General features: G+C 73.7%; 18 protein-coding genes and 1 riboswitch. Of the genes, 11 read left to right on the top strand and 7 right to left on the bottom strand.

What is annotated here, in order from left to right:
* Positions 1 to 64 precede the first annotated feature (64 nt).
* The 6 genes from ABZ449_RS26835 to ABZ449_RS26810 all read left to right on the top strand — a co-directional run bounded on the left by ABZ449_RS26835 (position 65) and on the right by ABZ449_RS26810 (position 6,094).
* Positions 65 to 490 carry a hypothetical protein gene (locus tag ABZ449_RS26835; RefSeq protein WP_360350835.1) on the top strand — a complete coding sequence of 142 codons (426 nt, stop codon included), beginning with the start codon at positions 65 to 67 and terminating at the stop codon, positions 488 to 490.
* A 146-nt stretch (positions 491 to 636) separates the two neighbouring features.
* Entirely contained in the window at positions 637 to 1,527 is an 891-nt protein-coding gene (locus tag ABZ449_RS26830) for an NAD(P)-dependent oxidoreductase (protein ID WP_360350832.1), read from the top strand.
* 114 nt (positions 1,528 to 1,641) lie between these two features.
* The gene (locus ABZ449_RS26825; protein WP_360350829.1) at positions 1,642 to 2,220 is read left to right on the top strand and encodes an NAD(P)H-dependent oxidoreductase; all 579 of its coding nucleotides are present in this window, start codon (positions 1,642 to 1,644) and stop codon (positions 2,218 to 2,220) included.
* Between the two features lie 370 nt (positions 2,221 to 2,590).
* On the top strand, positions 2,591 to 3,739 hold the full coding sequence (locus ABZ449_RS26820; RefSeq protein WP_360350826.1) for an LPXTG cell wall anchor domain-containing protein: 1,149 nt from the start codon (positions 2,591 to 2,593) through the stop codon (positions 3,737 to 3,739).
* Positions 3,740 to 3,957: 218 nt separating this feature from the next.
* The gene (locus ABZ449_RS26815; RefSeq protein WP_360350823.1) at positions 3,958 to 5,199 is read left to right on the top strand and encodes a hypothetical protein; all 1,242 of its coding nucleotides are present in this window, start codon (positions 3,958 to 3,960) and stop codon (positions 5,197 to 5,199) included.
* Positions 5,200 to 5,317: 118 nt separating this feature from the next.
* Positions 5,318 to 6,094, top strand: coding sequence for a MerR family transcriptional regulator (locus tag ABZ449_RS26810; RefSeq protein ID WP_360350820.1), 777 nt, complete (start codon positions 5,318 to 5,320; stop codon positions 6,092 to 6,094).
* Positions 6,095 to 6,136: 42 nt separating this feature from the next.
* On the opposite strand, the gene ABZ449_RS26805 is transcribed toward ABZ449_RS26810, so the two are convergent.
* Positions 6,137 to 7,195 (bottom strand): helix-turn-helix domain-containing protein, encoded by a 1,059-nt coding sequence (locus ABZ449_RS26805; protein ID WP_360350817.1) that lies wholly within the window; start codon positions 7,193 to 7,195, stop codon positions 6,137 to 6,139.
* A gap of 236 nt (positions 7,196 to 7,431) precedes the next feature.
* On the opposite strand from ABZ449_RS26805, the gene ABZ449_RS26800 reads away from it, so the two are divergent.
* The 3 genes from ABZ449_RS26800 to ABZ449_RS26790 all read left to right on the top strand — a co-directional run bounded on the left by ABZ449_RS26800 (position 7,432) and on the right by ABZ449_RS26790 (position 11,017).
* Positions 7,432 to 8,106, top strand: a complete 675-nt coding sequence (locus ABZ449_RS26800; RefSeq protein ID WP_360350814.1) for a SigE family RNA polymerase sigma factor — start codon at positions 7,432 to 7,434, stop codon at positions 8,104 to 8,106.
* The gene (locus tag ABZ449_RS26795; RefSeq protein ID WP_360350812.1) at positions 8,103 to 9,551 is read left to right on the top strand and encodes a hypothetical protein; all 1,449 of its coding nucleotides are present in this window, start codon (positions 8,103 to 8,105) and stop codon (positions 9,549 to 9,551) included. The genes ABZ449_RS26800 and ABZ449_RS26795 overlap by 4 nt, the downstream gene beginning before the upstream one ends.
* Before the next feature lie 260 nt (positions 9,552 to 9,811).
* Positions 9,812 to 11,017 carry a hypothetical protein gene (locus tag ABZ449_RS26790; RefSeq protein WP_360350809.1) on the top strand — a complete coding sequence of 402 codons (1,206 nt, stop codon included), beginning with the start codon at positions 9,812 to 9,814 and terminating at the stop codon, positions 11,015 to 11,017.
* 124 nt (positions 11,018 to 11,141) lie between these two features.
* Here ABZ449_RS26790 and ABZ449_RS26785 read toward each other — a convergent pair whose 3' ends face one another.
* Positions 11,142 to 12,641, bottom strand: coding sequence for an aminopeptidase P family protein (locus tag ABZ449_RS26785; protein ID WP_360350806.1), 1,500 nt, complete (start codon positions 12,639 to 12,641; stop codon positions 11,142 to 11,144).
* A 153-nt stretch (positions 12,642 to 12,794) separates the two neighbouring features.
* Complete coding sequence (locus tag ABZ449_RS26780; protein ID WP_360350803.1) at positions 12,795 to 14,249, bottom strand: PP2C family protein-serine/threonine phosphatase; 1,455 nt, start codon at positions 14,247 to 14,249, stop codon at positions 12,795 to 12,797.
* A 618-nt stretch (positions 14,250 to 14,867) separates the two neighbouring features.
* Between ABZ449_RS26780 and ABZ449_RS26775 the strand changes: the two genes are divergently transcribed.
* Positions 14,868 to 15,503, top strand: coding sequence for a bifunctional DNA primase/polymerase (locus tag ABZ449_RS26775; RefSeq protein WP_360350800.1), 636 nt, complete (start codon positions 14,868 to 14,870; stop codon positions 15,501 to 15,503).
* 253 nt (positions 15,504 to 15,756) lie between these two features.
* Here ABZ449_RS26775 and ABZ449_RS26770 read toward each other — a convergent pair whose 3' ends face one another.
* The 4 genes from ABZ449_RS26770 to ABZ449_RS26755 all read right to left on the bottom strand — a co-directional run bounded on the left by ABZ449_RS26770 (position 15,757) and on the right by ABZ449_RS26755 (position 20,002).
* The gene (locus tag ABZ449_RS26770) at positions 15,757 to 16,740 is read right to left on the bottom strand and encodes a DUF5926 family protein (RefSeq protein ID WP_360350797.1); all 984 of its coding nucleotides are present in this window, start codon (positions 16,738 to 16,740) and stop codon (positions 15,757 to 15,759) included.
* A 70-nt stretch (positions 16,741 to 16,810) separates the two neighbouring features.
* Complete coding sequence (locus ABZ449_RS26765; protein ID WP_360350794.1) at positions 16,811 to 17,230, bottom strand: ATP-binding protein; 420 nt, start codon at positions 17,228 to 17,230, stop codon at positions 16,811 to 16,813.
* A gap of 449 nt (positions 17,231 to 17,679) precedes the next feature.
* Positions 17,680 to 18,504, bottom strand: a complete 825-nt coding sequence (locus tag ABZ449_RS26760) for a glycerophosphodiester phosphodiesterase family protein (RefSeq protein WP_360350792.1) — start codon at positions 18,502 to 18,504, stop codon at positions 17,680 to 17,682.
* A gap of 121 nt (positions 18,505 to 18,625) precedes the next feature.
* A complete protein-coding gene (locus ABZ449_RS26755) occupies positions 18,626 to 20,002 on the bottom strand; it encodes a cytosine permease (RefSeq protein WP_360350789.1) in 1,377 nt (458 codons plus the stop codon).
* Positions 19,995 to 20,139: riboswitch (TPP riboswitch) on the bottom strand. Its footprint overlaps the gene before it by 8 nt.
* Positions 20,140 to 20,404: 265 nt before the next feature.
* Here ABZ449_RS26755 and ABZ449_RS26750 point away from each other — a divergent pair.
* Positions 20,405 to 22,243 carry a trypsin-like peptidase domain-containing protein gene (locus ABZ449_RS26750; RefSeq protein WP_360350786.1) on the top strand — a complete coding sequence of 613 codons (1,839 nt, stop codon included), beginning with the start codon at positions 20,405 to 20,407 and terminating at the stop codon, positions 22,241 to 22,243.
* Positions 22,244 to 22,282: the final 39 nt, after the last annotated feature.

The following is a 22,282-nucleotide window of genomic DNA, read 5'->3' as shown; positions in this document are numbered from 1 at the left end:
GAACACGGGATGACCCTTCGAAAAGCCGGTGCCGCTGTCAGTGGCGCGTGGCAGGCTTCCCGGTATGACGGCGTGGACCCTCAACGACATCGAACGTGCGATCCGCTCCTCCTGGGGTGTCGACACCTGTGCGCCCGAGGATCTGGCCCACTGGCGTCCCGACAATCCCGCCCGCGGCCAGTGCGGGGTGACGGCGATGGTGCTGCACGACCTGCTCGGCGGCGAGCTCATGATGGGCGAGGTGTACATCGACGGGGTGCGGACGGACCTCCACTGGTGGAACCGTTTCGCCACCGGCTTCGAGATCGACCTCACCCGTGAGCAGTTCGGGCCGGAGGAACTGGTCGGCCCCGGCCGCCCGGTGGCGCGGCCGGCCCGGCCCGGCCGGCTCCAGGCCCAGTACGAGCTGCTGCGCGGGCGGGTGGTCGCCGAGTTGGAGCGCGGCGCGGCCGCCGACGGCCCCCGGATGCCGGCCCGCGCCTGCGCGTGAGCCGCCGCCCGCTCGCGGGTGCGCCGCCCGGTTCACCGGTGGTCCGCCGACCGGTCTGCCGACCCGTCCAGTGGCCGGTTCACCGGCCGGCCCGCCGGACGATCTGACGTACAGTCGGGCGCACGCGAGCAGGTGCGGCGACGGGAGTGCGGCGGATGACCGGGCGGACGATCGGCTTCGTGGGGCTTGGTGCGATGGGGCGCGGCATGGCCGGCAGCCTGTTGCGGGCCGGCCACACCGTACGGGTCTGGAACCGTTCGCCCGAGCCGGTGGCCGCCCTGGTGGCCGAGGGCGCGGAGGCGGCCGACTCGCTCGCCGACGTGTTCGCCGCCGACACGGTGGTCTCCATGCTCGCCAACGACACGGCGGTCGAGCGGATGCTCGACCCCGAGCTGCTGGCCGGTGCCGCGGCGACCCTGCACGTCAACATGGCCACCGTCTCGCTCGCCCTCGCCGAGCGGGCCGAGGCGCGGTACGCCGAGCACGGCATCGGCTACGTCGCCGCGCCCGTCCTCGGCCGTCCGCCGGTCGCGGCGGCGGGGCGGCTGAACATCCTGGTAGCGGGCGCGCCCGAGCTACTGGAGCGGGCCCAGCCGCTGTTCGCCGCGATGGGCGAGCGCACCTGGCACTTCGGTGAGAGCCCCCGGCAGGCCAACACGGCCAAGATCAGCACCAACTTCCTGATCGCCTGCGCGATCGAGTCCATGGCCGAGGCGTGCAGCCTGGCGGAGGCGCACGGCGTACGGCCGACCGACCTGGTCGAGATGCTCAGCGGCACGCTCTTCCCCGGGCCGATCCACAGCGGCTACGGCTCGATGGTGGCCGAGCGCCGCTACGAGCCGGCCGGGTTCCGGCTGCCGCTCGGGCTCAAGGACGTCGGCCTCGCGCTGGAGGCGGGGACCGCGCGCAACGTCCCGCTGCCGTTCGGCAGCATCCTGCGGGACGCCTTCCTGGACGCGCTGGCGCACGGCGACGGGGACAAGGACTGGGCGGCGGTCGCGGCCGTCGCCCGCCGCCGCGCCGGACTGCCCGACTGACCGTCGGCCCTGGCTGCCCGGTTGACCCGGTTGACCCGGTCGGAGCGGAATAAACCGGCGTTCGGCGGCGGCTCACTCCTGCGTCCGCACCGCACCCACGACGGAGGAGTCCTGATGGCCGACCAGACGTCCGGCACCGAGGCGCCGCGTCGTTTCCTGTTCCTGGACGCCAGCGCGCGCACCGACGGCAACTCGGTTCGGCTCGCCCGGCTGGCCGCCGAGTCGAGCCTGCCGCCCGGGGCCGAGCAGCGCTGGCTGCGGCTGGACGAGCACCCGTTGCCGCCCTTCCGGGACCTGCGGCACACCGGCGACGGCGGCTACCCCGAGCCGACCGGCCACGAGCGGACGCTGCTGGACGCCACCCTGGCGGCCACCGACCTGGTCTTCGTCGCGCCCCTGTACTGGTACTCGCTGCCGACCAGCGCCAAGCTCTACCTCGACCACTGGTCGGCCTGGATGCGGGTGCCCGGGGTGGACTTCCGGGCCCGGCTGGGCGGCGGCACGATCTGGGGCGTCACCGCCCTCGCCACCGGGGACGACAAGGCGGAGCCGCTGATCGGCACCCTCCGGTTGACCGCCGAGTACATGGGGATGCGCTGGGGCGGGGTGCTGCTCGGCAACGGCAGCCGCCCGGGCGAGGTGCTGGACGACGAGCGCGCGGTGATCGCGGCCAAGTCCTTCTTCGCCGGCTGATCGGCTGAACGGCTGAACGGCTGATCGGCTGAGTGGCCGAAGGGTTGAGTGGCCGAGCGACTGGGTAGTCGAGCGGCTGAGCGGCAGAGCCCACCGGGGGCCGTGCGTCCCCGTCCCCGGGCGTGGACCCGTGATGCGGGGCCCGGCGGTCGGCTCGGCGGGTGGAGTGCAAAAGCCTTATGAGTGCCCAGAGTTGGATGATTCGGGCACCCCTTCCCTGAGACCGGGTAGTAACGTGCCACCCGCCTTCCGGACCGGTCGGATCGTTCGGTACTCTCCGTCGGACTTTCAGCTTCGCGGGGGGTACGCGGCGCGTCTGCGGCCGCCCCCTCGCGCCCGGGCCTCGCCCGGACACTTCCGTGAGGTCTCCTTGTCCATACGTCGCACTCTTGCCCTTGCCGGAGCCGTCGCGCTCACGTCCTCGCTCGTGCTGGCCGGCGCCCAGGGCGCCATGGCCGTCGGTGCCACCGGCACCCCGTCCGCCGTCGCGCAGCCGGCCGACAAGGCGTCGCACGCGAGCCTCGACCTCTCGCTGAACGGCGTGCCCGGCACCTTCATCGCCGGCGGTGACGCCCGCGAGTTCACGTTCAAGATCGACAACCGGACGAAGCACGACTTCGTCTTCATCCCGCTGCTCAAGTTCAAGAACAAGGCGGGCTCGCTCCAGGCGAAGGACCTCAAGGTCCAGTACCGCCTCCCCGGTGGCGAGTGGCAGACCGCCGTGGTCGCCCCCGACAAGAGCGGCGAGAAGAACAGCTCCGTCCTGATGATGCTCGGCACCCTCGATGCGGAGGGCAACCCGGTCGCCGACGACCTGCTCGGGGTGAACCGCGGCAAGAACGTCCCGATCAAGGTCCGGGCGTCCTTCGCCGACGGTGCCCCGCTCGGCCGGGCCGGCGTCGTCCCGGTCGTCTTCGCCGCCCAGCTCGACGACTCCGACCACCAGCCGGTCGACAACGGCCACCTCAGCTGCGACGGCGGCGTGGGCTTCGTCATCAAGGCGCCCGGCGGCAAGCCGACCCCGACGCCCACCTCGTCGCAGACGGGCAAGCCCAGCCCGACCCCGACCCAGACGGGCAAGCCCAGCCCGACCGCGAGCAGCTCCCCGTCGGCCACCACCACCGCCACGCCGACCGAGAAGCCGACCGAGACGCCCACCGGCAAGCCGAGCGGGACCCCGACCGAGAAGCCCACCGAGAAGCCCACCGAGAAGCCGACCACTCCGGCCACCGGTGAGCCCTCCGGCTCGGCCACCGCCCCGGCCCCGGCCGAGAGCAGCGGCGACACCGCGGGCCCGATCGGCTTCCCGGTGGAGCCCCCGGTCATCACCCCGCCGCCGCTGACCCCGGCCGCCGTCGACAAGGCCAAGGCCGCCGCGGACGGCAACGACAAGGCCCTGGCCCAGACCGGTGGCAGCGGCAACACCACCGCCATCGCGGCCACCGGCGGCGCCGTCCTGGTGGCCGGTGTCGGCACCCTCGTGGTGCTGCGCCGCCGCAAGTCCGCCCAGCAGGGCTGACCGGAAGCGCACCGATCGGAGCGCACCGAACCCGAGGGGGCGCTGCCCGGGAGGGCCGGGCCACGGCTGACGTCGGCCCGGCCCTCCCGGCGTTCCCTCCCGGCGTTCCGCGCCGCCCGCGCCGTCCCGTCGGGCGGGCCCGCGGGCGGCACGGACGGTTCTCCTCCGTCACATAGGATGTCCGGCCGGAGGGGGGCGGAACGGCGGGGAGAGGACAGGTGCGGGTAGCACGCACGGCACGGGCCACCACCGACTACGAGGCGGCGACCGGGCGGATAGCCGGACTGCCGCTCCGCAGGCACCACGTCCTGCTGACCGCCTGGACGGTCCTCTGGTTCCTCCTGGTCGAGCCCAGCGGCGGCTTCTCCTGGCACTACCTGCGCCAGGGCGAGCAGCTGCTCTTCAGCGACCAGCCCGACGGCGGCCTGTCGCTCTACGCCCACCACCCGGAGCTCCAGATCGGCCCGGTGAGCCTGGCCGCGGCCAGGCTCACCGCCCCGTTCGCACCGCACACCGGCGAGCTGATCGCCGAGGCGGTGAGCGCCGGGCTGGGCCTGGTGATGCTGGTCGTGATCGGCCGCACCGCCGCCCTGTACTACCTCGGCACCGGGATCAACCACCGACGGCTCCAGCAGCGGCTGCTGATCGCAGGACTGGCCTTCATCCCGATGTGGGTCGAGGTCTCGGTCCGCTTCGCGCACCTGGACGACGTCCTCGCCCTGTTCTTCACCACCCTCGCCGCGCACGCCCTGGCCCGCGGCAAGCCCACCCAGGTGGCGGTCTTCCTGGCGCTGGCGGTGGACTCCAAACCCTGGGCGATCGCCTTCGCCCCGCTGATCCTGGCGTTGCCCCGGCGCACCTGGCTGCGCGCCGGACTCTGGTTCTGCGCCCTGGTGGCGATCGCCTGGCTGCCGTTCTACCTGGGCAACCTGGACACCATGGCGGCCGCCAAGTTCACCATCCCGAACCAGCCCGCCTCCGCGCTGCGCTGGTTCGGGGTCACCGACCCGTCCACCCCCTGGTGGGACCGCCCCACCCAGTTCGCGCTCGGGATCGGGCTCGGCTGCGTCGCCGTCTGGCGCGGCCGCTGGCCGGCCGTGGTGCTGCTGGGCGCGGACGCCCGCGTCCTGCTCGACCCGAGCGTCTACACCTACTACACGGCCTCGATCCTGCTCGGCACCCTGCTCTGGGACACGGTGGGGCAGAAGCGGCTCGTCCCGTGGTGGAGCTGGATCGCGCTGGTCGCGCTGTACGGCGGGACGCTGTTCCTCCCGTCCGACGCGGCCCGCGGCTTCGTCCGGCTCGCCTTCGTGGTGGTGTCCGCCGCGTACGTGCTGTTCTGGCCCGCCCAGCGGTCCCGTCGGCAGCGGCCGGGTGCCCCGGGCGTCGGCGAGGGCGGTGCCGTCGGCCGCCGGGGCGGTCGGCGGCGCGAGCGGGTGGCGGCCGGCGCCGGGGTCTGAGTCCGGAACGGGAGCGCCCCGCGCCCGTTCGCCGCTCGAACACCCGCCGTCGTTCGCCGCTTGACCCTCACGCGACGTGAGAGCCGAGGGTGGTGGTCAGCACCAGGGAGGAACTCCGATGACCAGTGAGGGCTACTCGGTCGGCGCCGTGGCGAAGATCGCCAGGGTGACCGTCCGCACCCTGCACCACTACGACGAGATCGGCCTGCTGTCCCCGGCCGGCCGTACCCGCGCCGGCTACCGCCGGTACGTGGACGCCGATCTCGACCGGCTGCAGCAGATCCTCTTCTACCGAGAACTCGGCTTCCCCCTGGAGGAGATCGCGGCGATCCTGGACGACGAATCGGTCAGTCCGACCGAACACCTCCGGCGGCAGCACCGACTGCTCACCGACCGGATCAGTCACCTCCAGGAACTCGCCTCAGCCGTCGAACACGCCATGGAGGCACGGAGAATGGGCATTCAGCTGACCCCGGAGGAGAAGTTCGAGATCTTCGGCGAGGGCTACCAGGAGGAGTGGGAGCAGGAGGCGGAGCAGCGCTGGGGCGACACCGCGGCCTGGGCCGAGTCGCAGCGCCGCACCGGCGGCTACTCCAAGGCCGACTGGCAGCGCGTCCAGGCCGAGATGACCGCGCTCAACGACCGCCTGGCCGAGGCGATCACCGCCGGTGAGCCCGCCGACGGTCCGGTGGCCACGGAGCTCGCCGAGGAGCACCGGCAGCACATCTGCCGGAACTTCTACGACTGCACGTACACCATCCACCGCGGCCTGGCCGGCCTGTACGTCTCCGACCCGCGCTGGACCGACACCTACGAGAAGATCGCGCCGGGCCTGGCCCAGTGGCTGCACGACGCCATCGTCGCCAATGCGGACCGCCGCGAGCAGGAGCAGTAGCAGGAGCGCGAGCAGTGGCGCGAGGCGCAGGAGCCCGCGCGCTCAGGCCACCCCGCGCCCGAAGGAGCGCCGGTAGGCGGTCGGGGAGGTGCGCATCACCCGGCCGAAGTGGTGGCGGAAGGTCGCGGCGCTCTCGAAGCCGACCGCCGTGGCGATCTCCTCCACCGACCCCTCCGGCGACTCCAGCAGCACCAGACTGGCCGCGATGCGCTGGGTGACGACCCAGCGCATCGGGCTGGTCCCGTTGCGGGCGGTGAAGTGCCGCAGGTACGAGCGGTCCGACATCCGGGCGGCGGCGGCCAGTTGCGAGATGGTCAGCGGGAAGGACAGGTGGTCCAGCGCCCACTGCATGCTGCGGGCGATCCCGTCGTCCTCCTCCTCGACCGGGCGGACCGCCGCCTCGATGAACTGGGACTGCCCGCCGTCGCGGTGCGGCGCCACCACGAAGCGCCGGGCCACCGTGTTGGCCACCTTGGCGCCGTGGTCCCGCCGGACCAGGTGCAGGCAGAGGTCGATGCCGGCCGCGCTGCCCGCGCTGGTCAGCACGTCGCCGTTGTCCACGTACAGCACGTCCGGGTCGACCCGCACCGCCGGGTAGCGCTGCTGGAGCAGCTCCGCGTACCGCCAGTGGGTGGTCGCCCCCCGGCCGTCCAGCAGCCCGGCGGCGGCCAGGGCGAAGGCGCCCGAGCAGATCGACACGATCCGGGCGCCGCGCCCGTGCGCGGTGCGTAGCGCCTCGACCAGGGCGGGGGAGACCACGCCGCCGAACGCGTTCGGCACCCCGGGGACCACCACGGTGTCGGCCGCCGCCAGCTCGTCCAGCCCGTGCCGGGCGGTCAGCGTGAAGCCGCCCACCGCGTCGAGCGCCGTCCCGGGCCGGTCGGCGCACACCTTCAGCCCGTACCAGGGCGCCGCCAGCAGGCCGGTCAGTTCGGGCCGCGCCAGCCCGAACACCTCGACCACCACGCCGAGCTCGAACGGCGCCATGCCCGGGAAGGCGTACACCGCGACGTCGTGCACGGGCTCCGGGCGCCGGCCGATGGTGACGGGCACCGGTCGCGAGACGGTACCGGGCCGGTCCTCGACGTTCTGCTCGGCCATGCGAACCCCCTGCTCACGGGTGGCGGAATGCCGGTGAGTGTAGCCGTCCCGGCCCCTTCGGAACTTTCTTCGAACCCGCCTGCAACCTTCACCTCCGTCACACGTCCTTTGGTACGGGGGGCGGGAGGAACCCGGCATGAGGGCAGCTGGAATGATCCCCCCGATCACGATCTTGATCAGGTGACCTGACGGAACGGCCGGCGCCGTCACCGTCCCGGGGGAAAGCGGAATCGCACATGTCCATGGCCATCGGGCCGACCGTCGGGCAGGCAGGGGGGCGTGGCTTCTCCGTCCGCGGAGTGGTCGCGGCACTGTTCGGCGCGCAGGAAGCCGGCGAGCCGCTCGCCGGCGTCACCGAGCAGGAGGCGAAGCAGCGTCGCTCCGGCTTCCGGCTGCTGCGCGGCGGCCGCAAGCCCGCCGAGGACCGGCCCACGCTGACCGACCTCTACCACGCCCACCGGCTGGGCCTGGTCCGGATGGCCGTCCTGCTGGTCGACCACCAGGACCTGGCCGAGGACGTCGTCCAGGACGCCTTCACCCAGCTCTACCAGCGCTACGGCGAGCAGCTGGACGACCTCGACAACGCCCTCGGCTACCTGCGCACCTCGGTGGTCAACGGCGCCCGCTCGATGCTGCGCCGCCGCAAGACCGCCCGCGAGTACGTGCCGCCGCACGTGGCCGACGCCCCGTCCGCCGAGGACCACGCGGTGCTCAACGACGAACACCGCCGGGTGCTGGTGGCCCTGCAGGAGTTGACTCCCCGCCAGCGCGAGGTGCTGGTGCTGCGCTACTGGTCCGACATGTCGGAGGCGCAGATAGCCGAGACCCTGGGACTGTCCCGGGGTGCCGTGAAGTCCACCGCCAGCCGCGCTCTGGACGCCTTGGAAAAGCACCTGGAGAAGGTTCGATGACCGACAAGCTCCCCCGCCGCACCGGCGGCGACGGCGACGGGCCGGACGAGACACCGATGGAACGGCTGCTCCGCGAGGCGATGACGGCCCGGGCCTCCCTGGTCACGGCGGACGGCCTGCGACCGGCGGCTCCCCCGAAGAACCGGGTCCGCCGGCTGCGCCCGGTGTACGCCGTCACCGTGCCGCTCGGCCTGGCCGCCGCCATGGCGCTCGGCGTGCTCACCTTCCACGGCGAGCCGGTCGCCCAGGACCAGGTCCCACCGCCGCCGGCCGCCACCCTGACCGCCGCGCCGAGTCCGACGCCCGAGCCGACGGGCACCCCCAGCCCGACGGCCTCCCCCACCGCCCAGGGCGCCCCCACCAGCGACGCCGAGCCCGAGGTCCCGCTCGCCGACGACGTGCCGTCCACCAACCCGTCCACCGCCAACACGGCCGGTGGCACCGCGAGTTCGTACACCTTCCGGGGCGTCAAGTTCAAGGTCCCGGCCGGCTGGAAGGCCGTGCCGGCCTCGGACAGCCAGGTCTGCGTCCTGAGCCCGGGCGCGCCGACGGAGCCGCAGCAGGGCTGGACGGCGGCGAAGTGCGAGCCGTACGGCGTCCTGGTCGTGGCGTACAACAGCCCGAGCGAACTCGAAGGCGGCGCCTGGCCGACGATGGCCGACCTGACCGCGGAAGGGGGCTGGGGCCACCAGCCGAACTGCCCGATCTGGGGCCGGCCGTACTTCCCCGACAACGGCTACTCGTCGATCGGCGCCCCCGTGCGGACCAAGCCCACCGTGGCCGGCAAGACGGTCGACAAGACCCAGTGGAGCGTCACCTGCAAACCCGGGGACACCTTCACGGCCCAGCTGTGGGGGATGGGGACGGACCAGGTCTTCGTGGTGGCGAACGGGCTCAAGAGCGACTACCAGTCGGGCCTGACGGCGATCGTCAACAGCCTGGACGTGAGCGGCCACAAGTCGCCGGGCCTGTCCTCGGCCGAACAGGCCGCGAAGGACCTCACCATCACGGTCGACGGCATCGGCGCCGGGCAGAAGGTGTCCAACGACGGCACCCCGGTCACCTTCACGGTGACCTACCGCAACTCCGGCCAGAAGACCTACGCGCAGCTCGCGCCGCTGGTCTACACGAAGGAGTACGCCGGGACGCCGCCGAGCGAGGTGCTCCTGATGAACAAGGGCAAGCTGGAGCGCCAGGACGGCGGCACCTGGACGGAGGCCATGCTCTCGATGGGCGGCGGCACGGACTACGCCATGGTGAACTCCAAGGCCTGGTTCTCGCTCGCGCCGGGTGAGTCCAGGAAGGTGACCTACCGGATGGCCCTGGACCCGGTGGACGGGCCCGGGACGATGCCGGTGGCCGTTCAGCTGACGCTGCCGTACCCCGCCACCGCGCCGCTGGTGGTCCTGAAGGAGCAGACCGTCCCGGTGACGGTCGTGAAGTAGCCGTCCGAGCGGGCCGTCGAGGCGCCGTGACCGGGGATCTCCCCTGGTCACGGCGCCTTTCGGTGTTCCGGGGGAGTCCGCGGAAAAAACTTCGAACCCGCCTGCAACCCCCCGCCGGGATGGACGTCTATCAGGGTGAGAGGCGGGGAGAGCGAGCCGGCGGAGCCGGGGGGCTCGGGCCGGCTCCTCGGGGCGCGACATCGGGCGCCCGCTCATCCGATCACCATCACCATCACCACGTGTCCTTGGGGGACTGTCACATGAACGCGTCCGTTATCGCCCGTATTGCGAAGATCATCCCCCTGGCCATCGTGGCCGCCGTCGGTGTCGCGGCCTGCGGCCCGACCAACGGCGGGGCGTCCGTCGCCGCCTCCACTCCCTCCGCCACTCCGCTGGCCACCTCCTCGGCCACCCCCGGCGCGGGCGCCGTCCCGACCACCCCCGCCCCGGCCGCGCCGACCACCGAGGCGGCCCCGGCCGCCACCACGCCGGCCGCCGAGGCTCCCGCGGCCCCCGGCCCCGCCGCCCCCGCCCCCGCGGCCGCCGGGACGGGGGCCAAGCCCGCCGTGAAGGCCCCGGCCAAGCCGACCGCCGCCAAGCCGGCGCCCGCCAAGCCCGGCGGCATCGGCATCACCTTCAACGGCCTGCGCGAGAACCAGAAGATCCAGGTCGGCGAGAAGGTCTCGTTCTCGGTGACCTGGAGGAACAACGACGCCTCGGGCAGCCGCGCGGTGGCGCCGGTGGTGGCGACCCAGCAGTACGAGGGCGCGCCGTGCCAGGTGATGCTGTCGATGGCGAAGGGCACCCTGGAGCGCAAGGACGCCTCGGGCTGGAAGGCCCTGCCGTCCCTGAGCCAGGGCGGCGGGATGGACTACGCGGGCACGGGCGACGACGCCGCCTTCACCCTGGCCGCGGGCGAGAGCCGGACGGTCGAGTACCGGATGTCGCTCGCCGTGGACAACCGCCCGGGCAGCCTCGCCGTCGAGGCGGACGCCCCGACCCCGCACTCCAGGTCGTACCTGAACATGCCGAAGAGCGTGGTGACCGCCAAGGTCGTCGACGCCCACCGTCCGGTGGTGAAGTCGGTCTCCGAGCCGTCCCTGCTGGTCTACGGCGGTGCCCCGACCGAGTTCTCCTACAAGCTCACCTCGCCGGACGGCGTCACCCGGATGCACCCGTCGGTGTTCCTGTCCGGCCGGAACAGCGAGGGGTTGTCCGAGTCGGACGTCACGGTGCAGGCGAAGGTCGGCAACGAGTGGAAGACCCTCACGACGGTCCAGGACTGCAACGGCCGGCTCGGGGCGGAGCCGGCCGAGCTGGCGGACCTCCTCCCGGGCAGCTCGGTCTCGTACACCTTCCGGGTCGCGGTGGCGCGGCACGCCGGACCGATGGCCATCGAGGTCGGCGGGGTGGCCGCCGGCCACCACAGCGCGGACTCCCTGGTCCAGCCCTACAGCCAGGGCTGAGCCCGCACCGAAGCCGAAGGGCCCGGCCTCCCACTGCTCGGGAGGCCGGGCCCTTCACCGTGACGCGGCCCGGGTGCGGCCCGGGCGTGGTTCGGGCGTGGCTCAGGCGTGGTTCGGGCGTGGCTCAGGCGAGCGAGGCCATCCAGGCCTCGACGTCCTCGGCGCTGCGGGGCAGGCCGGCCGAGAGGTTCTCGTTGCCGTCGGCGGTGACCAGGATGTCGTCCTCGATCCGGACGCCGATGCCGCGGTACTCCTCCGGCACGGTCAGGTCGTCCTGCTGGAAGTACAGGCCGGGCTCGACGGTCAGCACCATGCCGGGGACCAGCAGCGCGTCGACGTGCTCCTCGCGGCGCGAGTGGGCGCAGTCGTGGACGTCCAGGCCGAGCATGTGGCCGGTGCCGTGCAGGGTCCAGCGGCGCTGGAGGCCGAGCTCCAGGACCTTCTCGACGTCGTACGCCGAGGCGTCCAGCAGGCCCCAGGCGAGCAGCCGCTCGGCGAGGACGCGCTGCGAGGCCTCGTGGAAGTCGCGGAACCGGGCGCCGGGCTTCACCGCGGCGATGCCGGCCTCCTGGGCGTCGTACACGGCGTCGTAGATCCGGCGCTGGAGATCCGTGAAGCGGCCGTCGATCGGCAGGCTGCGGGTGACGTCGGCGGTGTAGAGGGTGTGGGTCTCCACGCCCGCGTCCAGCAGCAGCAGCTCGCCGGGGCGCACGTCGCCGTCGTTGCGCACCCAGTGCAGGGTGGTGGCGTGGGGGCCGGCGGCGGCGATGGTGCCGTAGCCGACGTCGTTGCCCTCGACCCGGGCGCGGCGCCAGAAGGTGCCCTCGATCCAGCGCTCCGAGGTGGCGACGGCCTGGCCCAGCTCGCGGACCACGTCGGTGAAGCCCTTGACGGTGGCGTCGCAGGCGGCGCGCAGCTCGCCGATCTCCCACTCGTCCTTGACCAGCCGCAGGCCGCTCAGGAACTCCTTGAGCGCGGCGTCCTCGTCCTCGTCCAGGGCGTCGGCGAGCGCGGTCTCCAGACCGGCGTCGTAGCCGCGCACGATCCGGGTCGGCACGGCGGAGTCCGCGGCCTTCGCGGCCAGCTCCTCGGCGGCCTGGCGCACGTCGCGGGCGGGCAGGCCGAGCAGCTGCTCCTGCTCGCTCAGGCTGTGCCGGCGGCCGACCCACAGCTCGCCGTGGCCGTCCAGCCAGAACTCGCCGTTCTCGCGGTTCGAGCGGGGCAGCAGGTAGAGCAGGAACTCGTGGCCGGCCTCGCCGGTCGGCTCGGCGACCAGCACCGCGTCCTCGGTCTGGTCACCGGTGAGGTGGACGTACTCGCTGGAGGCGCGGAAGGCGTAGTCGGTGTCGTTGGAGCGGACCCGCAGGTTGCCGGCCGGGACGACCAGGCGCTCGCCGGGGAAGGCGGCGGACAGCTTGGCGCGGCGCTCGGCGGCGTACGGGGCCTGGGCGACCGGGGTGAGGCCGTGCAGCTCGGTGTCGGCCCAGCCGGACTGCATCGAGGCGGCCAGCGCGTCGGAGATCTCGCCGTAGAGACCGTTCTTGCGGCCCTTGGGCTGCTCAGGCTCCTCGCCGCCGTCGGCCTCGGGGTTCTCGGCCACCGCGGGGGTACGGTCCTCGGTCACGTGCAACGCCTCCTTGGGGGGTGGTACCGCCGCCCCTCGGGGGAGGTGTCGGATCGCGACACGCGCGGGCGGCCGTGCGTCCATGGTACGGACGCCCGGCCGCCCGTCCTCCCCCAGCCTTCGGCCGGGAGGGACCCCCACGGGCTCGAACCGTCACTCGAAGCGGGCCGCCAGCAGCATCAGGTCGTCGGTGGCCGTGCCCGTGGTGTCCGGGGCGGGGCACACGGACAGCAGGTGGGCGCAGAGCCGGTCCGGGTCGATCCGCACGTCGCGCGGGGCGTCGGCGGCGGCCCGGCGCAGGTTGGCCTGCCCGGCGTGCAGGGTCGGGCCGCAGCGGCGGGCCAGGCCCTCGGTGTAGAGCAGCAGGGTGTCGCCGCGCTCGGCGGTGAACTCCACCCCGGGGGCCTCCCAGCAGGTCAGCATGCCGAGCGGGGCGGAGAGCGAGGTCTCGACGAACTCGGCGCCGTGCCGGCCGACCAGGACCGGCGGGCAGTGCCCGGCGCCGGCCAGGGTGATCCGGCGCTCCTCGGGCTCGACCCAGGCGTAGACGGCGGTGGCGCTGCGGGTCGGCTCGGTGGTCTTGAGCAGCAGCTCCAGGTCCCCCAGGACGGACACCGGGTCCTCGCCCTCCAGCACCGCGTACGCCCGCAGCGCGGCCCGCACCCGGCCCATCGCGGCGGCCGCGCCGGGGGCGGAGCCGGGGCCCGCGCCGGGGCCGTCGCCGGAGACGGAGCCGACGGTGAGGCCGATGGTGCCGTCCGGCAGCGGGATCGCGTCGTACCAGTCGCTGCCCGCGGAGCGCTCCAGCCCGGCGGGGACGAGCCGGGCGGCCAGCCGCAGTCCGGCGGCCTGGGGGAGGCGGTCCGGCAGCAGGCCGCGGCGCAGCGCCTCGGTGGTGCGCGAGATCCGGTCCGCCTCCAGCTGCTTGGCGAGCAGCGGGGCGGCGATCTCGCAGTAGTGGCGGGCTAGTTCGCGCTGGCACCCGGTCGGTTCGGCGGGCTCGTCGTAGAACCAGAGGGCGGCGGCGAGCGGGCCGTCCTCGGCGGTGGCGAGCGGCAGGCCGTAGGCGCCGCCGAGGCCGAAGTGGACGGCGAGTTCGCGCAGCCGGGCGCCGATGGCCGGGTCCTCGGCGAGGTCGCGGGAGTGCAGCTGTGCGGGCCGGTCCCGTTCGCGCAGCAGCCGGGCCAGCAGGCTCTGTTCGGTCGGGACGGTCTCCAGGGCGCCGAGGCTGGCGCGGTCGAGGCCGAAGCCGACCGGCTGTCCGGGCCCGCCACCGGGCCGCCTGGTCACCAGCACGCCGCGCCGGGCGCCGAGCAGGGCGGCGCCGGAGGCCAGGACGGTGTCCAGGGTGGCCGCCAGGCCGCGGGTGCGGGCGAGCCGCTCGGTGTGCTCGTGCAGGCTGGTGATTTCGGACAGGCGTCCGGCCAAACGGTCCTGCACGGCGGCGGACGGCGCCGTGCGGGCGGCGTCCACGGCCCCGTCGAGGGCGTCGACGGGGCCGGTCAGGTCCGGCAGGTCGAGGACGGTGAGCCCGCCTGCGCAGCCGGGTTCGCCCGGCTCGGCGGTCGTCGCCGACGGGAGGGCCGCCGACGGGTGGGACTCGTTCATGCCGTCACTCCTGACGCGGTGCTACGTGCCATGCGAAACCCCCAGGTACGGCCAATGTGGAGCGAGCACGGCCTTAGGGCGCGTTTCGCCTCGATTCGCTACTACTCGTCATTGATCGACAGCAATGCCACCACTTCTACACAGGCCATTCGGGGCATGTCCAGATCCAGGACGACGCGGTGGCCCGTTCCACATCGATCGCGACCCGGTCGGGGGGCGTGCGGGGTCGGTGCGCGCGCCGCTCGGGCCGGGAGGCATGGAGCGGGCCGCGAACGGGCAGAACCGGGAGGACGGCCCGGGCGGCCGTCCGGATCGTATGTCCGTGCCGCCCGTGAGCCGGGCTGGCCGGAACTCTCTCACTCGTACGGTGGAACCAAGCGTGCCCGGGCGGCGTCAATCCGTCGCGTACGGGATTCTCGTTCCAAGGGCTGTGCCGGTGCGCGGCCCTTTCATGTCGTGCTCCACACCTGCTCCACGTCGTAGCCGCGCCGTCCGCCTTCGCCGCCCGCCCCGCGCCGCGCCGCCCGGGGGCCGTGCCGCGGCGGGCCCGCGCCGAGGATCCCGACGGACGCCGGCGGGGCGGAGCGAACCGAGCGGTCAGGGAAAGGAACGAGCGCCATGCGTGAGAACCCGAAGAGCCGGTCGGAGGAGCGTTCCGCGCGGCTGGCCGCGGCCCTGGCGGCCGCCGTCGACCACCGCTGGCCCGTGGTGCCGGGCACCGTGCTGCGCGACGGCCGCTGCTCCTGCGGCGACCTGGACTGCACCGTCCCCGGCGCGCACCCCCACGACCCCTCGCTGCTGGCCGCCACCACGGACGCCCGGATGGTGCGCTGGTGGTGGGAGCGGCAGAGCCCGGACGCGCCGGTGCTGGCCGCCACCGGTTCCACGGTCTCGGCGGTCAGCCTGCCCGCGGCGGCCGGTGCCCGGGCGCTGGTCTACCTGAGCGCGCTGCGGCTGCCGCTCGGGCCGGTGCTGGCGATGCCGGGCCGCTACGCGCTGCTGGTGGCCCCGTACTCACTGGATGTTCTCGGCGAGATGCTCGCCCAACTCCCTTGGGTGCCGGGCTCGTTGCGCTACCACGGGCCGGGCGGCTTCCTGGCGCTGCCGCCCGGCGGCGCGGCCGGACGGGTGCGCTGGGTGCTGGCGCCGCGACCGGGCGTCGGCGGCGGGGTCTGGCTGCCGCAGGTCGGGCCGCTGCTGGGGGAGTTGGTGGAGGCGACGGTCCGGCTGGACAGCGGCCGTTCGGCCTACTGAGGACCGCCGGGGCCCGGGGCCTTCGCGGGGGCCCGCGCAGGGGTCCACGCCGGGGCCTTCGCGGGGGTCTTCACCGGGGCACTCCGGAAAAACAAAAGATCCGGCCGCTGGCGACGGGGGATGCACCAGCGGCCGGACTCTTTAGACAGTAACAAGGATCCGCGCCCGCGCCAATTTCCAAGACGCCCTCCACGCCCGGAAATTGCGCGTTCACCGCGACAATGTGACGCGTATCACGCGGATCCTGCGCGCTTTAGTTCAGGGTGACCTGACGGTTCACCAGGTTCGCGCGGGCGCGCCGCTCCTCGGCGGTCAGCGGGGTCCCGTCGGCGAGCACGGCGGCGAGCCGCTCGGCGAACTCGGCGGCCGGCTTCTCGCAGTCGGCGGCGGTCATCGCGAGCGGGAGGTCCCACACCGGCACGGTCAGGCCGTGCGCGCGGAACGAGCCGACCAGGCGGGTGTCCGTGCCGAGCGAGGCCTCGCCGGCCGCGTCCAGCCGGGCCAGCGCGTCCAGCAGCTGCTCCTCGGGCACGGTCATCACCCAGCGCAGGTGGTTCTTGTCCGGCGTGCCGCACCAGTAGGCGGAGTCCACGCCGGCGAGCTTCTCGGTCGGGATGGCCGAGGCGTTGGCGCGCTCCAGGGAGGCGGCGACCTCGCCGGTGGCGGCCTCCGCGTCCTCCAGCCAGAACTCGAAGCCGGCGTGCACGGTGGGCGTGAACGCGGCGGTGGTGTCCAGCAGGTCCTGCAGGCGGCGCCCGCCCGGGACGGTCCGGCGGGCCGGCACCGGGCTGCCCGGCTCGGTGGCCAGGGCCAGCTCCAGGGCGTCCGCCAGGTCGCGGCTGAGGTCGCCGGAGGCGGACTGGGTCTGCAGGCCGAGCAGGATCGAGCCGTCCTGGCGGCGCAGGGCCGGCCAGGCCAGCGGCAGCACGGTGGCCAGGGTGACCGACGGGACGTCACCGGTGGCGCCCTCGGCCACGCCGGCGGCCAGCGTCAGCGGAACCGTGGCGGCGGGCACCAGCTCGCGCAGCGCCACCCAGTCGGCCTCGCCGGGCAGACCCTCGAACGGGCGGTGCACCAGCTCCTGCACCGCGTGCGAGGCCTCCCGGCCGTGACACGCCTTGTACCGGCGGCCGGAGCCGCAGGGGCAGTCCTCGCGGGCTCCGACGACGGGGATCTCACCCGTGACGACGGTGGTGGACTGGCGCTGCGGCGCCTTCTTGGCGGCCTTCTTGCCCATGCTGCGGCTCTCCCGGGAACGGTGGTCCTGTGTTCCCGGGAAGCCTAACGACACATTCCCCGCGCCCGGCTCACGCGCTACGGGCATCGCCTCCGGTGCGCCGGGCGTGCCGGGCCCGGGCGGGCAGCGCCGCCCAGACCGTGACCTCGCCGGGGGCGTCGCGCACGCCCCAGTCGCTGGCCAACTGGTCGACGATGCTCAGGCCGCGGCCGCCGCGCGAGGTCAGCGAGGGACTCGCGGGCAGTGGCCGGGTGGCCGCCCCGCCGTCCGTGACCTCCAGGGTGAGCACCCCGTCGGCGTGCATCTGCCAGCGGACCAGCACCCCGCCGTCCGGCTCGCCGGAGCCCTCGGCGGACTCCCGGCCGCCCCGCGCGGCGTGCGTCCCGGAGGGGACGCCGACCAGCACCTGCCCGAGCACCTCGGCCCGGGCGCTGCGGCCCAGGGCCGGCAGCGGGCCGAGCGGACGGGCGTACCGACAGGCGTTGCTCAACAGCTCGGAAAGGATCAGAACAGCATCATCGATGACCGGTTCCGGTATCTGCCGGTCACCCAGATCTCGACGCAGTCGGCGCCGTGCGACCCCGACACTCGCTGGGCCGTGCGGCACTGCCATGGTCGATGAAGTCGGCACTTCACGCGCCACCATCAACGCCACCCCCGGACCTCCTTCAGCGTATGCCGAGGGAGAGATGCCCCTTGGTAATGCGTCGGAAACGAGCACCGGACGATCCCGCGGGGCCATTTCGAGTGCGGCGACCGACGGTCGACATCAGGTCATTCCGTGCTCACCCTCCGTCGCCCGGATGCAAGAATTCCGGCAATTTCGAGCAAGGAAGGTTTGACTGCCGACCAGAGTGATCGGATCGGAGTGATCGAAACGGGGCGATCGAAACGGGCGATCGGAACGGCGACGGGCGCGGCCTCCGGTGCGTCGGCGGATCACCGGCCGAGCTGCGCCAGCACCTCCGCGGGCCGGTTGGTGATGATCGCGGACACCCCGAGCTCCAGGCAGAGCTCGACGTCGGCCGGCTCGTCCACCGTCCACACGTGCACCTCGTGGCCGAGCTCCCGCAGCCTGGTCACCAGCTGCGGGCGGGCCCGCACCAGCTCGATGCCCGGGCCGGCGATCCGCGCCCCGCCCGGCAGCGGCGAACCCTCGCGCAGCCGGCCGAGCAGGGGCAGGGTCCGCTCGAACAGGAAGACCCGGCGGTACTGCGGCGCCGCGGCCGCCACCCGGTTCAGCGCGACCGAGGAGAAGCTCATGATCCGGGCGGACGGGCGGTCGCCGTCCCGGGTCGCGCCGATCCCGAACCGCTCCAGCGTCCGCAGCAGCTGGGCCTCCACCCGGCCGCGGAAGCGCACCGGGTGCTTGGTCTCGATCGCCAGGTCCACCGGGCGGCCGCACTCCACCACCAGCTCCAGCAGCCGGTCCAGCCGCAGCACGCCGCGCAGCTCCGGGTCCACGCTGGGGCGGCCCGTCTTCCAGGCGCCGAAGTCGTGGGCCTCCAACTCGGCGAGGGTCATCGCCGAGACGGTGCCCCGGCCGTCGGAGACCCGGCCGATCCGGCGGTCGTGCACGCAGACCAGCACGCCGTCGGCGGTGACCCGGACGTCGCACTCCAGCGCGTCCGCGCCCTCCTCGAGCGCGCGCCGGTAGGCCGCGAGGGTGTGCTCGGGCAGGGCGTGGGAGGAACCGCGGTGGGCGATCACCTGGACGGGCGGCACGGTGCGCGCCGTCGGCGAGGACAGGTCTGGGCTGGTCACGGGCCCAACGATAGGCGGCGCAGGTGAAGCACGGACAAAGACGGCCCCAACCCGTGGGGCCGTCTCCGGTCCGCGGGGCCGTCCCGGCGCCGGTTCCTCCGGCGCGGGAGGGCGGGTCCGCTCAGTGCCGGACGGCGCGCCGGGAGAGCGGGGCGAGCGCCCAGGTGACCAGGGCGGGCACCAGGAAGGCGAACAGCGAGGCGGAGGTCCACTCCTGCGGGGTGAAGTGCAGCGACTCCTGGGCGGAGGTCCAGAAGTCCGTCCACCAGTCGGCCACCTTGGTCGGCGCGATGAACTGGTAGACCGCGAAGCCCAGCGCCCACGGCAGCAGCATCAGCCAGCGGGAGGGGGCGTCGGCGGAGAGGTTCCAGCCGCGCCGGCCGGCGCCGAGGAAGTAGTCCACCGCGAGCACCGCCAGCAGCGGCACGAACACCGAGCCGATCAGGCCGAGGAAGCCGTAGTACGTGTCGGTGAACTCGTCGATCTGCAGCGCCAGCACGGTGGTCAGCGCGCCGATCGCGCCGGAGAGCACCCGGCGGTCCACCTTCGGCAGCAGGTTCTGCACCGACATCGCCGTGGAGTACACGTTGGCGAAGGACTGGTCCGTCTCGCGCAGCACCAGCACCAGCAGGAACAGCCAGCCGGCCCAGACCCCGAGGAAGGAGTCGAAGATCCGGGTCGGGTCGCCGTCCGACTGCAGCAGCGCCATCAGGCCGAGCACGTAGCACCAGACCTGGGCGATGGTGTAGCCGGAGAAGCTGCCCCAGAACGCCGAGCGCGGGGTGCGCGAGTGCCGGGTGTAGTCGGCGGCCAGCGGGACGAAGGAGACCGACACGGCGATCATCGCGTCGGTGGCGCCCAGGAAGCCGTGCCAGTTGCCCGCCCCCGGGTCCGGCACGCCCTGGCGGCCCAGCTGGACGGTGAAGTACACCATCGCCACCGCGACCGCCCCGGCCACGAAGCGGCGCAGCACCGCGATCGAGCCCAGCGGCCAGATCGTCAGCGCGGTGGTCAGCGCGCCCGCGAGCAGGACGAACAGCCAGCGGTAGCCGGTGGTGTGCGCGACGGTCTGCGCGCCCGCCGAGATGGTCAGCAGCTCGAACACGCCCCAGCCGATGCACTGCACGATGTTCAGCACCGTCGGCAGGTACGACAGCCGGGTGCCGAACAGCCCGCGCAGGTTCGCCATCGCGGGGGCGCCGGTGCGGGCGCCGATCAGCGAGGCCACGCCGAGCATGGCGGTGCCGACCGCCGTACCGACGGTGATCGCGGTCACCGCGGCGGCCAGCGACAGCTCGCTGCCGGGGGCTCCGAGCACGGTGGCGGCGGTGGAGAAGCCGATCAGGCTGACGCCCAGGTTCATCCAGAGCGCGAAGTGGTCCCGGAACCGCAGCGTGCGCGGCGGCTCGGTGTCCAGGACCAGGGGTGCTTCGACGTGGTCGGGGCGTTCCAGGACGGCGGTCGCGCCCGAAGAAGAGGATGGCGAAGCAGGCGGCATGGCCGATACTCCCTACGCCGGCATTACCCGGACAGGTTCCGGCGGTCAGCGCCCCCTCGAACGTCCGTCACTCGTGTGGCGTACGGTCGACATGCGCACTCTCAGCCTGGTGGGTCCAAGCTCCCGCGTGTCAGTTTGGAGCGACAGGCTAACCGGCACGGGGCCGAACGCCCAAGGCCGAGGGCGTGCGGTCCGCATCGCGGGACGCCCGGCGGGGGAGGGGAGCCTCGGCCGTCGGTACCGGCGTCGGTGCAGGTGCAGGAGCCGGTTCGCTGCCGGTGCGGTGTCGGTGTCGGTGCCGGCTAAGGATTCTTATGAGTTCTTCAGAGGGGTCCTTACGGCAATCGAATCGTCAGTGCGAAAAACTATGGTCCTTGGTTCTGCCAGCTATGGAGGTCGTCCGTGAGCACCGAGCGCGAGGTTGGGCCCACCGGGCCGCAGGGGGAGCAGCCCGCGGGCCTGGGGGCGGCCGAGTCCGCTTCCGAGGGCCCCGCTCAGGGCGGGCACAAGCCGACCATGGCCTTCCGTCGGGTGCCCGAGCCGGAGTCGGGCGCCGTCGAGGCCGCTGTCGTCGAGGCGGCGCCGCCCGTCGACGCCGTCGCGGCCGAGGGTGTCGCGGCTGAGGGCGTCGTGGCCGGGGGCGTTCCGGCCGAGGGCGGGCACAAGCCCACCGTCGCCTTCACCAAGGTGCCCGCACCGGAGGCCCCCGCCGCGCCCGTGGCGCCCGCCACGCCGGCCGCCGAGGAGCCGGCCGTCGACCCGGCCACCGGCTACATCGACGCGCCGCCGCCGGTCCTGCCGCCCGCCCCGCAGGCTCCGGTGGCCCCGGCCGCCGCGCCCGCCGCCCCGGCCCTGCCGCCGGCCGGCAACCCGTACACCACCCCCACCCACGGCGTCCCGGCCGCCGGTGCGCACGAGGGGTACGGCGCCGCTCCGGCCGTGCCCGCCGCCCCCGCCGCCCACGGCCACCACCCCTTCGGGGCCGGCCAGCCGCTCGGCGGCTGGGGCCCCGCCCACGACTCCACCTCCGGCGGCGCGGGCTACCCCGGTGGCCCGGCGGGCCCGCTCGGCTACCCGGCGGACCACTCCGGCGGTCCGGCCGGCCCCGGCGGCCCGCGCAAGAAGCGCGGCGGCCTGGTCGCCCTGATCGCGGCCGTCGCGCTGGTCGCCGGTGTGGCCGGCGGCGCGCTCGGCGTGAGCGTCGCCGACCGCGCCGAGAGCAGCAGCTCCGCGAACGACCACCGCAGCACCACCGTGCAGGCCAGCGACACCCAGAAGAACGAGCCCGCCCCCGGCTCGATCGCCGCCATCGCGCAGAAGGCGCTGCCCAGCGTCGTCACCATCAAGGCGCAGGGCAACGGCGAGTCGGGCACCGGCACGGGCTTCGTCTTCGACACCGAGGGCCACATCCTCACCAACAACCACGTGGTCGCGCCCGCCCTCAGCGGCGGCAAACTGACCGTCAAGTTCGCCGACGGCACCTCCTACGGCGCCTCGGTGCTGGGCCACGCCGAGGGCTACGACGTCGCCGTGGTCAAGATCGACAACCCGCCGAAGAGCAAGCTGGCCCCGCTGCCGCTGGCCGACTCCGACAAGGTCAACGTCGGTGACGCCACCGTCGCGATCGGCGCGCCGTACGGCCTGGAGTCCACCGTCACCAGCGGCATCATCAGCGCCAAGGACCGCCCGGTGGCCTCCGGCGACGAGACCGGCTCGCAGGCCTCGTACATGAACGCCCTGCAGACCGACGCCTCGATCAACCCCGGAAACTCCGGCGGCCCGCTGCTCGACTCCGGCGGCGCGGTGATCGGCATCAACTCGGCGATCCAGTCCAACGCCTCCGCCAACGGCCGGGCCGGCAGCATCGGCCTGGGCTTCGCCATCCCGATCAACCAGGCCAAGTGGGTCGCGGACACCCTGATCAAGACCGGCAAGCCGGTCTACGCCAAGCTCGACGTGCTGCGCAACGACGACTACAAGGGTGACGGCGCGCAGATCCAGACCAAGGACATCCAGGGCCAGCCCGCCGTCACCCCCGGCGGCGCGGCCGACAAGGCCGGCCTCAAGCCGGGCGACGTCATCACCAAGCTCGGCGGCGTGCCGATCGACAACGGCCCGGCCCTGGTCAGCCGGATCTGGACGCACAAGCCCGGCGAGACCGTCGACGTCGAGTACACCCGCAACGGCCAGACCTTCAACACCAAGGTCACCCTCGGCCAGCGCGAGGGCGACCAGGCGTGACCCCCCGGGCGCGCGGAAACGTGTGCACCGAACCCCGCC

Origin of the sequence: Kitasatospora sp. NPDC005856, from assembly GCF_040629945.1 — a bacterium.
In the GTDB taxonomy this organism is placed as follows: domain Bacteria; phylum Actinomycetota; class Actinomycetes; order Streptomycetales; family Streptomycetaceae; genus Kitasatospora.
The sequence above is the reverse complement of the archived record's forward strand: the minus strand, read 5'-3'. Positions and strand labels throughout refer to the sequence as shown.